Origin of the sequence: Acinetobacter sp. V104_13, from assembly GCF_031798995.1 — a bacterium.
Lineage (GTDB): Bacteria > Pseudomonadota > Gammaproteobacteria > Pseudomonadales > Moraxellaceae > Acinetobacter > Acinetobacter pittii.
On record NZ_JAVQNP010000015.1, the window covers coordinates 33,174 to 51,333 of the forward strand.

The following is an 18,160-nucleotide window of genomic DNA, read 5'->3' on the forward strand; positions in this document are numbered from 1 at the left end:
TTGTGCAAAAAGTTATACACAAGCCATTTTGAATTTAAATTTATTCACAAGAGATTTCTTTTTAGACAAAATCAACTGAAATCGTCATGACAGATGTGGATAACTTGGTTAGAATGGCGACCCCTTCTCATCAGGAAGGGTTAATCTTTAGATTATTTGAATTTAAAAACGCAGAAATAGGGGATACACATGCTTTGGACAGACTGCTTAACTCGCTTGCGACAAGAGCTCTCTGATAACGTCTTTGCGATGTGGATTCGCCCATTAGTTGCTGAAGAAGTAGAAGGGACACTGCGTCTTTATGCACCTAATCCTTATTGGACGCGTTACATTCAAGAGAACCATCTAGAATTAATTTCTATATTGGCCGAACAGTTATCAGAAGGGCGTGTACGTCAGGTTGAGATTTTAGTTGATTCTCGTCCTGGTAGTATTTTGTCATCAGGTGAGCAGCCAGCAACTACAACTGCTGCTTTGCAAACTGCGCCCCAACAAAGTATTAAAGTAAAAAAAGAACCAGATTCTATTTCCAGTTCACCTACTACTAATAGTGTAGTGAACCCAAAAACACCGAAAAAGAAACTATTAAATCCCCAATTTACTTTTTCTTTATTTGTTGAAGGCCGTTCGAACCAGATGGCTGCTGAAACATGTAGAAAGGTATTAACACAATTAGGTGCTTCACAGCATAACCCTTTATTCTTATATGGTCCGACAGGATTGGGTAAGACTCACTTGATGCAGGCAGTTGGTAATGCTTTATTGCAAGCCAAGCCTAATGCACGGGTGATGTATATGACCTCTGAGAGCTTCGTTCAGGATTTTGTAAGTTCTTTGCAAAAAGGCAAAGTTGAAGAATTTAAGAAAAATTGCCGTTCTTTAGATTTATTGTTGGTCGATGATATTCATCTTTTAGCTGGTAAAGAAGCAAGCTTGGTTGAATTTTTCTATACATTCAATGCATTACTTGATGAATCTAAACAGATTATTTTAACTTCAGATCGTTATCCAAAAGAATTGACCGAGTTGGATCCACGTTTGGTTTCACGCTTTTCTTGGGGACTTTCTGTAGGCGTTGAACCGCCAGATATTGAAACTCGTATCGAAATTCTATTGAAAAAAGCCGAAAATAGCGGCGTTGATTTACCTCGAAATTGTGCATTATTTATTGCACAACAAGTAGTTGCCAACGTACGTGAACTTGAAGGCGCACTCAATAAAGTCGTCGCAATTTCTCGTTTTAAAGGTGCACCAATTGATCTTGATGTTGTCCGCGAGTCTTTAAAAGATGTGTTGGCAATCCGCGCACGTACAATTAGTGTAGAAAATATCCAACGTGTGGTGAGTGAATATTTCCGTATTCCTTTAAAAGAATTGGTAGGACCAAAGCGGACTCGAATCTATGCGCGACCACGTCAGTTAGCAATGGGACTTGCTCGTGAGTTGACTGGTGATAGTTTTCCCGAAATTGGAATGGCTTTTGGGGGCCGTGACCACAGTACAGTGATGCACGCATGCGAAAAAGTAGTAAGTCTACGTGAAGAAGATCCGATTTTTGACGAAGACTATAAAAATTTACTGCGTCTACTCCAGAGTTAATGAAATGATAAGACGTTGTTGCAAAGTCTACGTAAGTGCAGCATAGTACACAGCTAAAAAATGAAATATTTGCTCCAAGTTGCTAGAGGAATGAATCGTGCGTTTGAAAATCGCTAAAGAAAGCTTACTCAATGTTTTATCGCATGTTGTCGGTGCGGTAGAACGTCGTCATACATTGAATATTCTTTCAAACGTCAAAATTCAGACTAATGCTCAGGCACTCACCATTACCGGTTCTGATTTAGAAGTTGAACTGGTTGCCAGTACTGTTTTAACAGAAGGGGCATGCATTGAAGCAGGTGAAACAACCGTTCCTGCTCGTAAGTTGATGGAAATTTGTAAATCATTGCCTACAGCTGCATTGATTGATTTACAAATTACTGAAGATCAAAGATGTATCTTAAAGTCTGGTAATAGCCGTTTTGTATTAGGTACTTTACCAGCAGAAGATTACCCGTTATTAACCACTGAAAATAGTCAAGGTACACAAGTACAAGTTACTCAACGTGAGTTAAAGCGTTTATTTGAAAAAACTGCTTTTGCCATGGCTGTGCAAGATGTACGTTTCTATTTAACGGGTACTTTATTAGAAATTGATGAAAATCAATTACGTGCAGTAACAACAGATGGTCACCGTTTAGCACTTTGTGAAATTACTGCTTCTTCTACATCATCTCAATTGGTCCAAGCAATTGTGCCTCGTAAAGCTGTTGGTGAATTACAGCGTTTACTTAGCATTGAAGATGAACAATTAACGTTGCTGATTGGTCGCGAATTGTTAAATGTCACAATTAATACGCCAAGCCGTGACAAAGAGCAGGGCGATATCACTGTTCGCTTTACTACAAAGTTGATTGATGGAAAATTCCCTGATTATCGTCGTGTAATTCCACGTGGTGGCGATAAACATGTGTTAATTAGCCATGATGTGTTCAAACAATCATTACAACGTGTCGCAATTTTGAGTAATGAGAAATTACGTGGTGTTTTCTTGAATTTTAATCAAGATTCTTTACAGCTACGTGCAAATAACCCTGAACAAGACGAAGCGATTGAGGATTTAGCGATTCAGTATCAAAACATACCGCTTGAAATGTCATTTAATGCGCAATATTTGCTGGATGTTTTAGGTGTGCTTGATGGTGATGATGTAAATATGAGCATGACTGAGGCAAACCAATCTGTATTGGTTCAAGATCCGGCACATCCTGATCAAACCTATGTCGTTATGCCGATGCGTGTATAATCTGGCTATCTAATATGCATCTTACGCGTTTAAATATTGAACGTGTGCGTAATTTAAAAACGGTTGCACTCCAAGGGTTGCAACCGTTTAATGTATTTTATGGCGCTAACGGTTCAGGAAAAACTTCAATACTGGAAGCAATCCATTTGCTTGCAACAGGGCGGTCGTTCCGCACCCACATACCTAAAAATTATATTCAATACTCTGCTGAAGATGCGATTGTTTTCGCGCAATCTGCAACTGAAAAAATTGGCATGCAAAAGTTGGCCTCTGGTGAGCAGTTGATGAAGGTCAATGGCGATACAGTGGCTACACAGGGACAACTCGCTAAACTGCTTCCTTTGCAGCATATTGATCCACAAAGTACAGATATTATTGACCATGGGGCGAAACCTCGGCGCCAGCTTTTAGATTGGCTGATGTTCCACGTGGAACCTGAGTTTTATTTTGCTTGGCAATATTATTCTCGTGCATTAAAGCAGCGTAATACTTTACTTAAAACCAGACGGAATATTTCTCTAGCGGATTTAGAGCCGTGGAATAAAATGTTGAGTGATTATGGTGAAATTTTACACTCTCAGCGTTTAAGTATTGTGGAACAATGGAATGTCTTTTTTCAAAATGATTTAAGTCAATTGCTACCTGATCTAGAGATTGAACTGGAATATAGTCCCGGTTTTCATACAGAGCAGGGACTCATGCAAGACTTGCTGAATCAACACCAAAAAGACATCGAACGACGCTATACCGAATATGGGCCACATCGTGCAGATTTGCGCTTAAAAACCCCGTTTGGACATGCTGATGTAGTTTTATCAAGAGGTCAGAAAAAACTCTTGATTATTGCCTTAAAACTGTCACAAATTGCAATGTTACATGCGAGTAATAAGGAAACTGTGGTATTATTAGATGATCTGACAGCAGAATTAGACTTAACCGCACAACAACGTTTAATTGAACGATTAAGCCAACTTGGTAGCCAGGTTTTTATGACAACTTTAGATCATGCATCGGTAAAAAAACACTTACATGATCTGTCTATTTCATATCAATTATTCAATGTTGAATCCGGTCAAGTTAGTCTTGCTTCACCATAATTTTTTGATGTTACCCATCTTTGAATAAACCTATATTTGCTAGGGAGAAACCATGAGTTCAGAGTCTCAATCAGCCTCTCAAACAGAACAAACCAATGAAAAGGCTTATGATTCCTCTAGTATTAAAGTATTACGTGGATTAGATGCAGTTCGTAAACGTCCGGGTATGTATATTGGGGATACAGACGACGGTACCGGTTTACACCATATGGTATTCGAGGTTGTCGATAACGCAATCGATGAAGCTTTAGCTGGGCATTGTGATGAAATTATTGTCACGATTCACGAAGATGAATCGGTAAGTGTTTCTGATAATGGCCGTGGTATTCCAACAGATATCCACCCTGAAGAAGGGGTGTCTGCAGCAGAAGTAATTCTTACGATCTTGCACGCAGGCGGTAAGTTTGACGATAACAGCTATAAAGTTTCAGGTGGTTTGCACGGCGTAGGCGTTTCAGTTGTAAATGCGCTTTCAAGTAAATTGCATTTAATTATTAATCGCGCTGGCCAAGTGCACGAACAAGAGTATCACCACGGTGATCCGCAATATCCATTACGTGTGATTGGTGAAACGGATAGCAGTGGTACAACTGTACGTTTTTGGCCAAGTGAATTAACTTTTAGTCAAACCATTTTTAACGTTGAAATTTTAGCGCGTCGTTTACGAGAGCTTTCATTTTTAAACGCGGGCGTGCGTATTGTTTTACGTGATGAACGTATTAACCTTGAACATGTATATGACTACGAAGGTGGTTTATCTGAGTTTGTAAAATACATTAACGAAGGTAAAACTCATCTAAACGAGATTTTTCATTTCACTGCTGATACAGAAAACGGTATCGGTGTAGAAGTTGCATTGCAGTGGAATGAAAGTTATCAAGAAAACGTGCGTTGTTTTACCAACAATATTCCTCAAAAGGATGGCGGTACACATTTAGCAGGTTTCCGTGCGGCTTTAACGCGTGGTCTTAACCAATATCTTGAAAATGAAAATATTCTCAAGAAAGAAAAAGTCAATGTGACAGGTGATGATGCACGTGAAGGTTTAACGGCGATTATTTCGGTCAAAGTACCTGATCCGAAATTCTCATCTCAAACGAAAGAAAAACTGGTATCGAGTGAAGTAAAACCAGCAGTTGAGCAAGCAATGAACAAAGAGTTCTCTGCTTACTTACTTGAAAACCCGCAAGCTGCAAAATCGATTGCAGGCAAAATTATTGATGCTGCGCGTGCACGTGATGCAGCACGTAAAGCACGTGAAATGACGCGTCGTAAAAGCGCGCTTGATATCGCTGGTTTACCAGGTAAATTGGCAGATTGTCAGGAAAAAGATCCAGCACTTTCTGAACTATATCTAGTCGAGGGTGACTCTGCAGGTGGTAGTGCCAAGCAAGGCCGTAACCGTAAAATGCAGGCTATTTTACCGTTGAAAGGTAAAATCCTGAACGTTGAACGTGCACGCTTTGACAAAATGATTTCTAGTCAGGAAGTGGGTACTTTAATCACTGCACTTGGCTGTGGTATTGGTCGTGAAGAATATAACCCTGATAAGCTTCGCTATCATAAAATCATTATCATGACCGATGCCGACGTTGATGGTTCGCATATTCGTACCTTGTTATTAACGTTCTTCTTCCGTCAAATGCCGGAATTGGTTGAGCGTGGGCATATTTATATTGCTCAGCCACCTTTGTATAAATTGAAGAAAGGTAAGCAAGAACAGTACATCAAAGATAATGATGCGTTAGAAACTTATCTCATCTCAAATGCGATTGATGAGCTATCTTTGCATACCAATGCTGAAGCACCTGCAATTACAGGTGAAGCACTTGCGAAAGTGATTCAGGACTATCAGGTTTCACAAAAGAGCTTACAGCGCTTAACTTTACGTTATCCAGCTAGCTTACTTGATGCTTTACTTGAAGTAGAAGCATTCAAGAGTGATCAAAACCATGATAAAGCTTATGTACAACAATGGGCAGATCAGGTACGCGATATCATTACCAGATTACAGCCAAGTTTACGTCCAGAAATCTCTTTAGAGGCATTTGAGCGTGAAAATGCTCAAGGTGAAAAATCTGCGCATTATTGGCCGCGTATTACTGTCTATGTTCATAATCTGCCGCATGCGTATTTGCTTGATGCAGCTTTACTGAATTCTGCTGAATATGCACGTTTACTCAAAAACTCGAAGAGTTGGTTCACTTTACTTGAAGACGGTGCTTTTTTACAAAAAGGTGATCGCCGTATTCAAGTGGCTAACTTCCATCAAGTTTGGCAACATATTTTACAAGATTCACGCCGCGGTATGATGATCCAACGCTATAAAGGTCTTGGAGAGATGAATGCTGATCAGTTGTGGGAAACAACAATGGACCCTGAAAACCGTAATATGTTGCAGGTGACAATTGATGATGCGATTGAAGCAGATCGTATGTTCTCTTGCTTAATGGGTGATGATGTTGAACCACGTCGTGCATTCATTGAAGAGAATGCTTTAAATGCGGATATTGATGCTTAATTCATAACATGATTCTAAATCAGTCTAGGGAGAGAATGATGAGTCAGAAATTATTAGCTAGCCTATTAATTTCATGTGTGTTTTTAGGAAGTTCTGCTGTTTGGGCGGCAGACCTAGAAACGAATATGAAAACTTTAGCTAAGAGTACGAAAGCATTTGCCGAAGCGAAAGATGCTGATAACGCAAAAAAACAGCTTGTTGTAATGCGTGAAGCAGCAGTTTCTTCTAAGCAATATTTGCCGCATAAACTCGAAGGTTTGCCATCAGAAAATGTAAAGGTAAAAGAGTACCAAGCTGGTTTAGATCAGCTTGTTGCCGAAATTGATAAAGTAACTGTTTTAGTTGAGCAAGGACAATTAGATCAAGCCAAAACTGAAGCAATTAATTTAGTCAAAATACGAAATGAAAATCATAAAAAATTTAGATAATTGATTTTTTATGGTAAAGGGCTAATCATCATTAGCCCTTTTTTGTATCCGAAAAAAGTATTTTGTTTAACAAGTAAACTATTCGAAGTTATATTCTCTATGCGGTACTTACTAATAACAATAGGAAATATAATTATGAAAAAAATACAAAAACTCTTATGCATTGGAATCATATTTTTTAATTGTTTATTTCAACTGCATGCTGCGATAGCCCCCACCTTTTATGGAAAATTAGTATTTCATCGTTATAGTGATTATGAGGCATGGGACAGTAAGCTTTATCTTTATAACTTCACAACACAGCAGACCACATTACTCGGCGCAAATTGGAAAATTGACCATATGATGAATGGCCATTTCTCTCCAGATGGAAAATGGTTAACGTTTATGGGAGTGAATTCTGGACAGCATTATGGCGATGCATGGGATGTGTATGTTTGGAAAGTCGGAAGCACTGAGTTACCCATTAACCTAACTCAGGGCAATAATAAGCGCGATGAAGACCCTAAATTTATAGATAACCAGCGTATTATTTTTAAACAAAATGGCGATCTAAGAATCATTAAAATGATGGATCGTACGATGACTTCTGTGACTCAAAATGGTTGGGATATAGAAGAATCGATGCCTTATCCGATGGTGAATACCACTCAAATTTTGTATGCAAAAGGTGCTGGAAATAATTCTAGAATTTTTAGTATTGATCAGTCGGGTGCTTATGATACACAGCTGACCAATATCGCTTCATATTATCCAGTATGGTGGCAAGGAAGTCGGTTCTTATATGTGCGCTGGTATAGCCCAACAAATCCTCATGACCAGATCTATATTTATGATATGGCTAATAAACAAACTACACGTTTGCCATTTAACAATATTAATTATAATACTTCCGATCCAGCTCCTTTAGATCAGCGTTACATGGTGGTATCTCTTGCAGGACAAACAGGGAGTCGAGGCGGATACGATTTATATATTGCTGACAGCTTATCAAGCAATATTTGGCCTTTACCGATCAATACCAATTTAAATGAATTAGGGGCTTTTTATACGCCTTACTAATCAATAAAAAAGCCGATTAAGAAATCGGTTTTTTTATTTTAGAAAATGGATTAATCAAAAGAAGCTTCCATTTCTTCTAATTCCATCATGAGTTCCAAAAGCTGCTCTTCGTGTTGCTCAAGTTTAGCTTTCAGCTCTGTCTGCTCATTCATAAGTTTGAGTAGATCATCCTTACGTGCAGCCTCATATAAAGATGTGTCTGCTAAGCATTCTTCAATTTTGGCGAGCTGTGGTTGTAGCTTTTCAATTTGTGATTCAACCTTTTCAATATTTTTACGAATAGGTCGAGTCTGTTCACGACGACGAGCTGCTTCTTTACGCTGTGCTTCTTTATCAACTTTAGCAGGCGCTGGAGCGGCAGAGGACGAATTATTCTGTGCCACAGCAGTCTGAGCATTGATTTGTTGCTGACGTGCTTCACGTAGCCATTTAGCATAGTCCTGTAAATCACCCTCGAACTCAGTACATTTACCGCCGTGTACTAAAAGAAGCTCATCACATACACTTGCAATAAGTTGACGTTCGTGGGAAACCAGAACAACAGCACCTTCAAAATCTTGTAATGCCATGCTTAGTGCATGACGCATATCAAGATCTAAATGGTTCGTCGGTTCATCGAGAATTAAAACATTTGGACGCTGCCATACAATGAGTGCTAGGGCTAAACGAGCACGTTCTCCACCAGAAAAGCTTTCACATGGTGTATCCATGCGTTCACCACTAAAGCCAAAACTCCCTAAGAACGAACGTAGAGTGGCTTCACTGATTTGTTTATCTGCTATACGGGCAAGCTGTAGCATTGGGCTAGCGTGACCATCTAAAGCATCCATCTGGTGCTGCGCAAAGTAACCGATATTAAGCAGCTCGGAAGCTTTACGTTCACCTGCCAAGAGTGGTAAATCACCAACCAAGCTCTTAATCAATGTTGACTTACCTGCGCCGTTCATCCCAAGCAAACCAATACGTGAGTTCGGTGTAATTTGTAATTTAATTTTTTCGGCTATTTGCTTATCGCCGTAACCAATGCTGGCACTGTCTAAAGTCAGCAATGGTGAACTCATTTTAGTCGGTTCACGGAAACTAAAAGTAAATGGCGTATCAACATGAGCTGGTGCAAGTTGCTGCATGCGCTCAAGTTGTTTAATACGACTTTGTGCCTGACGAGCTTTAGTCGCTTTTGCCTTAAAACGGTCAATAAACTTTTGTAGATGAGCACGTGTTTCTTGCTGCTTCTCAAAAGCTTGTTGCTGCTGGGCAAGGCGTTCACTACGCGTGGTTTCAAATGTAGAGTAGTTCCCCGTGTAAAGTGTGAGTTCCTGATTTTCAATGTGAAGAATGTGATCTGTAATCGCATCTAAAAAGTCGCGGTCATGCGAAATTAGAATGAGTGTACCTTCATAGGCTTTAAGCCAATCTTCTAACCACAGAATTGCATCCAAATCTAAGTGGTTTGTTGGCTCATCCAGTAACAGTAGATCAGAACGACTCATGAGGGTACGCGCTAAATTTAAACGCATACGCCATCCACCTGAGAAGCTCTCAACATTCAAACGTAATTGATTTTCTAGAAAGCCCAGACCTGCCATGAGCTGCGCAGCTTTAGAGGGTGCTGAATAACCATGAATTTCATCAAAGCGGCCATGCAATTTAGCCAATTCAAAATCACTCAGTTGATCTGGTTGAGCAAGCTTATTTTGAATATCCCAAAACTCTTCATCACCTGAAAGAACAAAATCAATTGCAGGCATATCTAGGGCTTTTACTTCTTGCGCCATATGCGCCACGGTCCAGCCTGAAGGACGAGTGAGTGAACCTTCATCAGCACCTAAACTTCCAAGTAATGCAGCAAATAAGGTCGATTTACCTGCACCATTTACTCCAGTCAGACCAATCTTCCAACCTGGGTGTAATTGCATAGACGCTTTTTGAAATAGAACACGTCCACCGCGGCGTAAAGAAACTTGGTCAAATTGAATCATCTTATTTTATCGAGGTGAGTTAGGGATGCTGTATTTTAAAGAGAACTGTCGATGAAAACAAAACTTTCCGGATTTTAGTGAGCAGTCGTTAATAATTGTATATATCAAGACATTCTAAATCTTGCTATTCATCCGAAATTTTCAAAATATTGAACGAGATAGAATACTTTTAAAAAAATATGGCTAAAATAAAAACAGTTTGAAATTTGGTTGATTAATGAGCTGCTAATAAAACTAGACTAAGGAAAGTCAAATGAAAAAAAGATTGGGGATGATTGGCGCAGCATTTTGCTGTGCTGTGGGGACAGTGCATGCAGGGCAAAATGTCTGTGTGTTTGATTTATTGGGCAAGTCAGGTGAATCCTATAAAATGATGGAAGAGTGGGCGCTTGCAGCGAAAGAATGGCAAGCAGATATCACTTTAATTCCATTTCAAGATGAAGGCTTAGTTGACCGTAGACTGCGTGAAGGTAAGTGCGATGCCGCTTATATGACTTCCATGCGGGCGCGAAACTACAATAAATTTGCAGGTTCGATTGATGCTATTGGGGGAGTAACCAGTAATGCAATTGCCCAAAAAGCCATCAGTTACGTTTTAGATAAGCGTAATAAACATCGTATGGTTACTGCACAAAATGGAACCAATTACGAGGTCGTTGGTATTGTTCAGATTGGATTGGCTTATTTATTTGTGAGAGATAAAAACCTCAACTCAATTGAAAAAGTACGTGGGACTAAATTTGCTATTTTGCAATATGACGCAGCACAAAAAATTATGGTGGAAAGCGTTGGTGCTAAGCCTATTCCTTCAGAAATTACCGATTTTGTGAAAAAGTTTAATAGTGGCCAAGTCGATGCGATTGCTGCACCCGCTTATGCTTATAAACCTTTAGAGATTGGCAAAGGGGTTGGAACGAAAGGAGCAATGTTTACTTTTCCCGTGGTTAATGTTACGGGTGATTTAATTGCCCGAAGTGATAAGTTCCCCACAGATTTCGGTATAAAGTCTCGTGCTTGGTTTACACAACAATTACCCCAGAACTTTGCCATGGTAAAACGGCTAGAAATGGGCGTATCCTCAAAAATTAAAATGAACTTTTCTGTAGAAGACAAAACTAAATATCAAAAAATTTTACGTGAAGGCCGTCTCAATTTAACAAAACAAGGCGTATACGATGCAACAATGATGAGTGTACTGAAACGTGCCCGCTGTACAGTTGAACGGACAAATTTTGAATGTACTCTTAGTGGTGAGTAGTTTGTTTTTTAAACACAAAAACGCTACATATATTTCAAAGCTGAATATGGGTATGAAAATTGTGAATATAAAAAGTAACTTACGGAAACTTAGTGATTTTTACTGCTAATAAATAAATTAAATCGAACAAACAATGATTCAATGAGATAAAAATATTTGAGTAAAAGCTCTATTTTTTTCTAAAAAACATGATTAATATCTGTGTTTGAAAGGAAACTTCAAACAAAAAATCTGTTCCGTGGAAGGATGAAGAAAATGAAAAAAATCGTACTTGCTATGGCTGCCGCTTCTGTTGTTGGTTTTTCTGCTTCAGCGCAAGCAGCGAGTACCGTATGTGTATTCGACCTCTTAGGAAAAGCAGGCGACTCATATAAAATGATGGAAGAATGGGCTCTTGCTGCAAAAGGCTGGGGTACTGAAATTAACTTAGTTCCTCGTCAGGACGAGGCTGTTGCTGATAATGATTTTAAAGCGGGTAAGTGTGATGCTGTGGCAATGACAGCAATGCGTGCACGCCAATATAATAAATTCGCAGGATCTATCGACTCACTCGGTGGTGTTCCAAACAATCAAATCGCTCAACGTGCAATTACCTATGTATTAGATGCGCGTAATGCAGCAAAAATGACCACAAATATGGGTGGTAAAAAATACGAAGTTGCTGGTATTTCTCCACTAGGTTCAGCATTCATTTTCGTACGTGACAAAAACATCAACTCTGTTGAAAAAGCTGCGGGTAAAAAATTCGCTGTACTTGGTTATGACGATGCACAAAAAATTATGGTGCAACGTGTAGGAGCTCAAGCAGTTCTTTCTGATATTTCAAACTTTGCTGCTAAATTCAACAATGGTCAGGTAGATATGGTAGGTGCGCCTGCTTATGCTTACAAACCATTAGAGTTAAATAAAGGTTTAGGCGCAAACGGTGTAATGTGGAACTTCCCTGTATTACACGTTACAGCAGATCTAGTATTACGTTCTGATAAATTCCCAGCTGGTTTTGGTCAAAAATCTCGTGACTGGTTTGTTAAACAGTTACCGAAGAGCTTTGCAATGATCAACCGTTTAGAAGCGCAAATTCCTGGCAAATACAAAATGAACTTAAGTGCAGAAGATAAACTTAAGTATCAAAAAATGTTGCGTGATGGCCGTATGGATTTAACTAAACGTGGTGTTTACGATGCAGGAATGATGTCTGTACTTAAAAAAGCACGTTGTTCTGTAGACAAGGCTAACTTTGAATGTTCAATGCCTGGTGAATAATCCTAATTTCTTTCAGAAAGCCTAGACTGAGTTCTAGGCTTTTTGTTTTCTATGTCCTGTCAGTTCTGCCATTGTGGTTAGTTAGAAAGACGTTAAGCTAAATTTAGATAAAAACTTCATAAGGAAACATGAAGGTATAAAAATGGATCAAGGACTTAAGTGATTAAAATAATTGCTAATAGGTAGGTAAATCGCTATCTATTTTCCATGGAAATAAAATCATAAAAGCAAATACGGTCTATAAAAATATTCCAACATGATTTTTATATGAAGCCTATCCGATTCATACCTAATCGGTGTGAAATTTCTTGGTATCGAAAAACAAAAACTCCACAAGGAAAGGAAAAAGAATATGCAATTTTCCAAAGCGCTATTACTTGCGATGGGACTTACCACAGTTTCTTTTGCAGCCGAGGCTAAACAAACAGTATGTGTTTTTGACTTCGTTGGTAAAAATGGCGATGTCTATGCGTTGATGAAGGATTATCAGCTTGCCGCTAAAAACTGGGGAGCTGATATCGAGCTTAAAGTAAACCAGAATGAAGCCGTGATTGCTGAAGATTTTAAAGCGGGTAAATGTGATGGTATTAGCGTGTCAGGAATGCGCGGGCGTCAATTCAACTCATTTACTGGTTCATTAGATGCAATTGGTGCGATTCCAGATCTCAAACTTGCTGTTAAAGTCATGCAAGGCTTAGCGAGCCAAACTTTTAGTAAATATATGGTTAATGGACGCTATGAGGTCGTCGGTATTATTCCCGTTGGTGATGCTTACCTTTTAGTAAATGACCGTAGCATCAATACAGTAGCGAAAGCTGCCGGTAAAAAAATCGCTGTGCTTGACTATGATGAAGCACAAAAAATTATGGTTCAGCAGGTCGGGGCACAGGCTGTTAGTGCTGACGTAACAAATTTTGGTGCGAAATTTAATAACCATCAAGTTGATATTATTGGTGCGCCAGCAGCAGCATTTAAACCTTTGGAACTACAAAAAGGTTTAGGTACAAAAGGTGCGATCGTGAATTATCCAATCTTACAGGTCACAGGAAATATTATTATTCGACCTGATAAGTTCCCAGCTGGTTTTGGACAGAAATCTAGAGAGTGGGTTTCAGGTCAGCTACCACGTGCTTTTACCATCTTGGGTAAGATGAAAGCTGATATTCCACAAAAATACTGGATGGATGTCCCAGCAGCCGATAAACCAGGCTACCAAAAGCTCATGCGTGAGTCTCGAATTAACCTTACACAACGTGGTGTATATGATAAACGCATGATGAAACTATTATGGCAATTCCGTTGTAAGCAAGATGCTAAAAACTTCGAATGTGGCTTACAAGACGAGAATTACAAATAATCTTGATAAAAATACTCAAGATTCGCTTTAAACTTCGAAGACAGACCCTATATTGATTATGCTATACTCAATATAGGGTCTTTTTTATTTTGAAAGGCACAGCAAAATCCGAGGAACAATCATCATGAATGCCCAAGCTCTAGTTTTGACAGATAATGCTGCCAATAAGGTACGCCAACTCCGTGATAGTGAAGGGAATGACGATCTCATGTTACGTGTCTATGTAACAGGAGGCGGGTGTTCAGGGTTTTCGTATGGCTTTAATTTTGCTGAAAGCGTAAATGAAGATGATGCAGAATTCGTAAATGGCGATGTAAAAATGCTGGTTGACTCACTTAGTTACCAATACCTTATTGGTTCAGTAGTTGACTATGTAGAAGGTCTTGAGGGTTCACGTTTTATCGTACAAAACCCGAATGCAACAACAACATGTGGTTGTGGTTCTTCATTCTCGATTTAAAAGAATTTTAAAATTTAAAAAACCTCTCAAAATAGAGAGGTTTTTTTATTGGTCAGATCATTATATTTTACGGACAGATTCTAAAAAGTATTGTACCAGTTCAGGTGCATTCTGATATGGAATCCAATGCGATGCATCCATAAAAACTGCTTCATAACTATTTTTAAAATAACGTGAGTTTAGCTCCGCACTTTTTTCTGTAACGGCAATATCATGTTTACCCCAAATAAAAAGAGTTGGAACATCTATGGCTTTAAATGGATTTTGAGGTTTGTTCCAAAAAAAGCCACGATACCAATTCAACGCCGTAGTTAATCTATTTTCTTTTATAAACTCAGTCTCGAATATAGCAATTTGCTGTTCAGTCATGCCTGATGACTTTAGAAACTTACGACCCAATTTAGGTATCTTTTTAAATAAAAGTTCTGGCAGGACTGGTAGCTGAAAAATTGCAAAATAATAAGATTTAAAAAGTTGTCTGCTGCTTAAACAAGCTTTTAAAAAAGCAGCTTGATGGGGCACAGAAACTAAAGTGAGATGCTGAATATATTGTGGATACTTCATAGCAATGCCCGAAGCGATTGCCGAGCCCCAGTCATGCCCAATTAAATAAACTGGTTGGCTAAGCTGCTCAATGAAACTTGCCACATCTTCTACAAGTTCACTCAATGAATATTGAAATCGGCTTTGAGGCCTAGCACTTAAACTATAACCACGTTGATGAATCGCAAGCGTTCTAAATTGATGCTGATGCAATAATTCAGAGGTTTGCTCCCAACTATGAGCAGTTTCTGGAAAACCATGCAATAAAACAACGAGTGGAGCATCTATAGGGCCTGAATCAATCACATCGAATGTCCAAGCCCCGCGTGTATATTGATGAATACGTTTGGTCAGATCCATACAAACATGCCTTAAATTATTTTTATCGGCATTTATCATGAGTTTTTATGCTCATTTACATAACAGCATTTCGGGTCAGTAAATGTGCTATGAGGTCGAATCTAACCAAACAAATCAATAAATAGTTTTATACTGCCGTGATCGTACCTAGGATTCTGAAATCCGAAGCGCCTGTGACTGCTGGCAAATTTCCACTTAAACCATCTACAAAGCGCATTGCTAACCATGCAAATGCTGTAGCCTCGACCCAAGTAGGGGAAAGTCCTAACACATCGGTAGGTTGAACAGACCAATTATGTTTACGTAAACGCCAACGTAACTGTTCTAGTAAATAAGAGTTATAAGCTCCACCACCGCAAACATACACTTCGCCTGTTTCCATCTCAGAACGATAAATCGCTTTTTGAATAGCACGCACAGTAAGTTTTAATAGGGTAGCTTGGATGTTTTCAGGTGTATCTTCTAACTCGTCATAAGTTAAATCATTTCGCCAATCGATTAACTGATCATCTAACCAATCAATATTAAAGTCTTCACGTCCTGTGCTCTTAGGCGGTTCTTTAGAAAAATACTCGTGGGCATGGAGACGATCGAGTAAAGAGCGAATAGGATGACCATAAGCTGCCCAGTCACCATTTTCATCATATGGATGACCTGTATGGCGATGACACCACGCATCCATCAAAATATTTGCAGGTCCTGTATCAAAACCAAATACGCCGTCAGCATTATTGGCCGGCAGCATACTCACATTGGCAATACCACCCAAATTCAAAATCACACGATGAATACTTGGATGTTGAAATAATGCTTGATGGAAAGCCGGAACCAATGGCGCGCCTTGACCTCCTGCTGCCATATCTCTACGACGGAAATCTGAAACAACCGGAATCTGAGTAATTTCAGTAATAATGTTTGGATCACCAATTTGTAGCGTAAAGCCATGTTCTGGACGATGACGAATAGTTTGTCCATGCGAACCAATTGCTTTTATTTGGCTACGGTCTAATTGGTGCTTTTCAATGAGAGTATTAATCCCATGACCAATCATTTGGGCTAGAGCAACATCAGCTTTACCCATGCGGTCAATTTCATTGTCATCAGGTAAAGTTAATGCCATAAGCTCATCACGTAACTCGGGTTCGAATGGAACTGTAAGAGTGGCATGAAGCTGTAGTGGCTCAAATGAAGCCGCAACAATATCTACACCATCCATACTAGTGCCAGTCATTACGCCGATATAGATTGCGCTCATATGCAACTTCCCCTGCAAGACGCTGAAAAAATGTTAGTATATCGCACAAATTGAATAACTGATGTGTTTAGGTTTTGTGATGTCAAATTTCTTGCCCGCCGAAGAACAGCTTGCCCTCATCCAACGAGGCACGCACGAAATTATTTCAGAAGAAGATTTACTGAAAAAGCTCAAAGAGAATCGTCCTCTTAAAATTAAAGCTGGTTTTGACCCTACAGCACCAGATTTACATTTAGGACATACGGTTCTTATTAATAAACTAAAAACTTTCCAAGACTTGGGCCATGAGGTTACCTTCTTAATTGGCGACTATACAGCAATGATTGGTGACCCAACTGGTAAAAGCGCAACTCGTCCGCCGTTGTCACGTGAACAAGTAGAAGCCAACGCTAAAACTTATCAAGAACAAGTATTCAAGATATTAGACCCGAATAAAACAAAAGTACGTTTTAACTCAGAATGGTTTAATCAAAAGTCTGCTGCTGACCTTATCCAATTAGCAAGTCAGCAAACCGTATCACGTATGTTAGAGCGTGATGACTTTACTAAGCGTTATAGCAATCATCAGCCGATTGCAATTCATGAGTTTTTATATCCTTTAGTTCAAGGTTATGACTCAATTGCGCTTGAAGCTGACGTTGAGTTAGGCGGTACAGACCAGACCTTTAACTTACTTATGGGTCGTACTTTACAAAGCCGTTATGGCCAAGAATCTCAAGTGTGTATCACCGTGCCGATTCTAGAAGGTCTAGATGGCGTAAATAAAATGTCTAAATCTTTAGGTAACTATATTGGTGTATTTGATACACCAGGGGCAATGTACCAAAAAGTTTTATCAATGCCAGACTCTTTAATTGAACGCTATTTCGATTTATTAAGCTTCAAATCTCTTGATGAGATCAAAGCTCTATTAGATGAAATTGCTGCTGGTCGTAATCCGCAAGAAGTAAAACGTATTCTTGCGCTTGAGCTAGTTGAACGCTTCCATGATGCAGAAGCTGCTGCTAATGCCCATAAGAGTGCTGGTAACCGTATTACAGAAGGTGAAGTACCTGAAGACACACCAGAAGTGACTATTTCACTTGGTGAGTTTGGAGGAGAAATCTTTATTGCTACGATTTTACGTGTAGCAGGCCTAAATCCGAATGCAGCTGCGGCAAAAGATGCGGTAGCTCGTGGTGCGGTAAAAGTTGACTGGAATGCTGTTGATGCAAGCTTCTCTGTAAAAGAAAACGGAAGCTTTATTATTCAATCAGGTAAAAAAGCAATTGCACGTGTAATTTTCACTGACTAATAAAAAAGTTATAGATTAAAAAAGCAGGAGTAATCCTGCTTTTTTTATTTCTGGATCACAAAACCAATTAAGCGTTCCACGTGGAACCATCTAAACATAATTAATAATAAATGAAGTAAGTTAAAAGCAAGAAGAAATATAGCTGGGAATAGAGTTTTTACTCTATTATTTCTTTGGAATTAAGGAACTTTATATGTCTATAAACTCTATTAAAGACATAGAAAATTAAAAATGCCCCAAATTCTTAAATATAAAAACTAATAAAAGGTAGTGAAAATGCCTAAAAAAAAGCCATATATATCACTTTTTTCGCAAAATAGTAGAAAAAAACGGCACTCAATTGAAAAAGGCCGAAATACCCCTTGCAAAGGGATCTTAATCATCTATAATGCACATCCATCGGCGGTGATGCAGATAGAAACTTGTTGAAAAACAGTT

The 18,160-nt window shown here is 39.0% G+C and carries 14 protein-coding genes; 11 read left to right on the forward strand and 3 right to left on the reverse strand.

Annotation, left to right across the window (positions count from 1 at the left end; genetic code table 11):
• Positions 1-189 precede the first annotated feature (189 nt).
• From dnaA to RMB06_RS03920, 6 genes are all read left to right on the forward strand, one after another.
• Positions 190-1,599 carry a chromosomal replication initiator protein DnaA gene (gene dnaA, locus RMB06_RS03895; RefSeq protein WP_002115442.1) on the forward strand — a complete coding sequence of 470 codons (1,410 nt, stop codon included), beginning with the start codon at positions 190-192 and terminating at the stop codon, positions 1,597-1,599.
• Between the two features lie 97 nt (positions 1,600-1,696).
• The gene (gene dnaN, locus RMB06_RS03900; protein ID WP_002115478.1) at positions 1,697-2,845 is read left to right on the forward strand and encodes a DNA polymerase III subunit beta; all 1,149 of its coding nucleotides are present in this window, start codon (positions 1,697-1,699) and stop codon (positions 2,843-2,845) included.
• Between the two features lie 14 nt (positions 2,846-2,859).
• Complete coding sequence (recF, locus tag RMB06_RS03905; RefSeq protein WP_002115479.1) at positions 2,860-3,942, forward strand: DNA replication/repair protein RecF; 1,083 nt, start codon at positions 2,860-2,862, stop codon at positions 3,940-3,942.
• 52 nt (positions 3,943-3,994) lie between these two features.
• Positions 3,995-6,463: a DNA topoisomerase (ATP-hydrolyzing) subunit B gene (gene gyrB / locus RMB06_RS03910; protein ID WP_311078435.1), complete on the forward strand. Its 2,469-nt coding sequence runs from the start codon at positions 3,995-3,997 to the stop codon at positions 6,461-6,463.
• Between the two features lie 35 nt (positions 6,464-6,498).
• Positions 6,499-6,891, forward strand: coding sequence for a cytochrome b562 (cybC, locus tag RMB06_RS03915; RefSeq protein ID WP_023187717.1), 393 nt, complete (start codon positions 6,499-6,501; stop codon positions 6,889-6,891).
• A 135-nt stretch (positions 6,892-7,026) separates the two neighbouring features.
• Entirely contained in the window at positions 7,027-7,953 is a 927-nt protein-coding gene (locus tag RMB06_RS03920) for a hypothetical protein (RefSeq protein WP_311078438.1), read from the forward strand.
• 50 nt (positions 7,954-8,003) lie between these two features.
• Here the strand turns inward: RMB06_RS03920 and RMB06_RS03925 are convergent, their stop codons facing one another.
• Positions 8,004-9,932 (reverse strand): ATP-binding cassette domain-containing protein, encoded by a 1,929-nt coding sequence (locus RMB06_RS03925; RefSeq protein WP_311078440.1) that lies wholly within the window; start codon positions 9,930-9,932, stop codon positions 8,004-8,006.
• A gap of 253 nt (positions 9,933-10,185) precedes the next feature.
• Between RMB06_RS03925 and RMB06_RS03930 the strand changes: the two genes are divergently transcribed.
• The 4 genes from RMB06_RS03930 to erpA all read left to right on the forward strand — a co-directional run bounded on the left by RMB06_RS03930 (position 10,186) and on the right by erpA (position 14,270).
• Entirely contained in the window at positions 10,186-11,190 is a 1,005-nt protein-coding gene (locus RMB06_RS03930; protein ID WP_282463749.1) for a putative solute-binding protein, read from the forward strand.
• Between the two features lie 255 nt (positions 11,191-11,445).
• On the forward strand, positions 11,446-12,453 hold the full coding sequence (locus RMB06_RS03935) for a putative solute-binding protein (RefSeq protein ID WP_002115480.1): 1,008 nt from the start codon (positions 11,446-11,448) through the stop codon (positions 12,451-12,453).
• Between the two features lie 352 nt (positions 12,454-12,805).
• Positions 12,806-13,810 carry a putative solute-binding protein gene (locus RMB06_RS03940; protein WP_311078444.1) on the forward strand — a complete coding sequence of 335 codons (1,005 nt, stop codon included), beginning with the start codon at positions 12,806-12,808 and terminating at the stop codon, positions 13,808-13,810.
• A 124-nt stretch (positions 13,811-13,934) separates the two neighbouring features.
• Positions 13,935-14,270: an iron-sulfur cluster insertion protein ErpA gene (gene erpA, locus RMB06_RS03945; protein ID WP_002115421.1), complete on the forward strand. Its 336-nt coding sequence runs from the start codon at positions 13,935-13,937 to the stop codon at positions 14,268-14,270.
• A gap of 60 nt (positions 14,271-14,330) precedes the next feature.
• Here the strand turns inward: erpA and RMB06_RS03950 are convergent, their stop codons facing one another.
• Together RMB06_RS03950 and RMB06_RS03955 are read right to left on the reverse strand one after the other, a co-directional pair.
• Positions 14,331-15,173 carry an alpha/beta hydrolase gene (locus RMB06_RS03950; RefSeq protein ID WP_311078446.1) on the reverse strand — a complete coding sequence of 281 codons (843 nt, stop codon included), beginning with the start codon at positions 15,171-15,173 and terminating at the stop codon, positions 14,331-14,333.
• A gap of 127 nt (positions 15,174-15,300) precedes the next feature.
• The gene (locus tag RMB06_RS03955; protein WP_086260980.1) at positions 15,301-16,428 is read right to left on the reverse strand and encodes an anhydro-N-acetylmuramic acid kinase; all 1,128 of its coding nucleotides are present in this window, start codon (positions 16,426-16,428) and stop codon (positions 15,301-15,303) included.
• Positions 16,429-16,489: 61 nt separating this feature from the next.
• Between RMB06_RS03955 and tyrS the strand changes: the two genes are divergently transcribed.
• A complete protein-coding gene (gene tyrS / locus RMB06_RS03960) occupies positions 16,490-17,722 on the forward strand; it encodes a tyrosine--tRNA ligase (protein ID WP_002115433.1) in 1,233 nt (410 codons plus the stop codon).
• Positions 17,723-18,160: the final 438 nt, after the last annotated feature.

Excerpts from the sequence above, each read along its gene's own strand:
- dnaA (WP_002115442.1), top strand. The coding sequence starts at position 190 with ATGCTTTGGACAGACTGCTTAACTCGCTTGCGACAAGAGCTCTCTGAT.
- recF (WP_002115479.1), top strand. The coding sequence starts at position 2,860 with ATGCATCTTACGCGTTTAAATATTGAACGTGTGCGTAATTTAAAAACG.
- gyrB (WP_311078435.1), top strand. The coding sequence starts at position 3,995 with ATGAGTTCAGAGTCTCAATCAGCCTCTCAAACAGAACAAACCAATGAA.
- cybC (WP_023187717.1), top strand. The coding sequence starts at position 6,499 with ATGATGAGTCAGAAATTATTAGCTAGCCTATTAATTTCATGTGTGTTT.
- RMB06_RS03920 (WP_311078438.1), top strand. The coding sequence starts at position 7,027 with ATGAAAAAAATACAAAAACTCTTATGCATTGGAATCATATTTTTTAAT.
- RMB06_RS03925 (WP_311078440.1), bottom strand. The coding sequence starts at position 9,932 with ATGATTCAATTTGACCAAGTTTCTTTACGCCGCGGTGGACGTGTTCTA.
- RMB06_RS03930 (WP_282463749.1), top strand. The coding sequence starts at position 10,186 with ATGAAAAAAAGATTGGGGATGATTGGCGCAGCATTTTGCTGTGCTGTG.
- RMB06_RS03935 (WP_002115480.1), top strand. The coding sequence starts at position 11,446 with ATGAAAAAAATCGTACTTGCTATGGCTGCCGCTTCTGTTGTTGGTTTT.
- RMB06_RS03940 (WP_311078444.1), top strand. The coding sequence starts at position 12,806 with ATGCAATTTTCCAAAGCGCTATTACTTGCGATGGGACTTACCACAGTT.
- erpA (WP_002115421.1), top strand. The coding sequence starts at position 13,935 with ATGAATGCCCAAGCTCTAGTTTTGACAGATAATGCTGCCAATAAGGTA.
- RMB06_RS03950 (WP_311078446.1), bottom strand. The coding sequence starts at position 15,173 with ATGGATCTGACCAAACGTATTCATCAATATACACGCGGGGCTTGGACA.
- RMB06_RS03955 (WP_086260980.1), bottom strand. The coding sequence starts at position 16,428 with ATGAGCGCAATCTATATCGGCGTAATGACTGGCACTAGTATGGATGGT.
- tyrS (WP_002115433.1), top strand. The coding sequence starts at position 16,490 with ATGTGTTTAGGTTTTGTGATGTCAAATTTCTTGCCCGCCGAAGAACAG.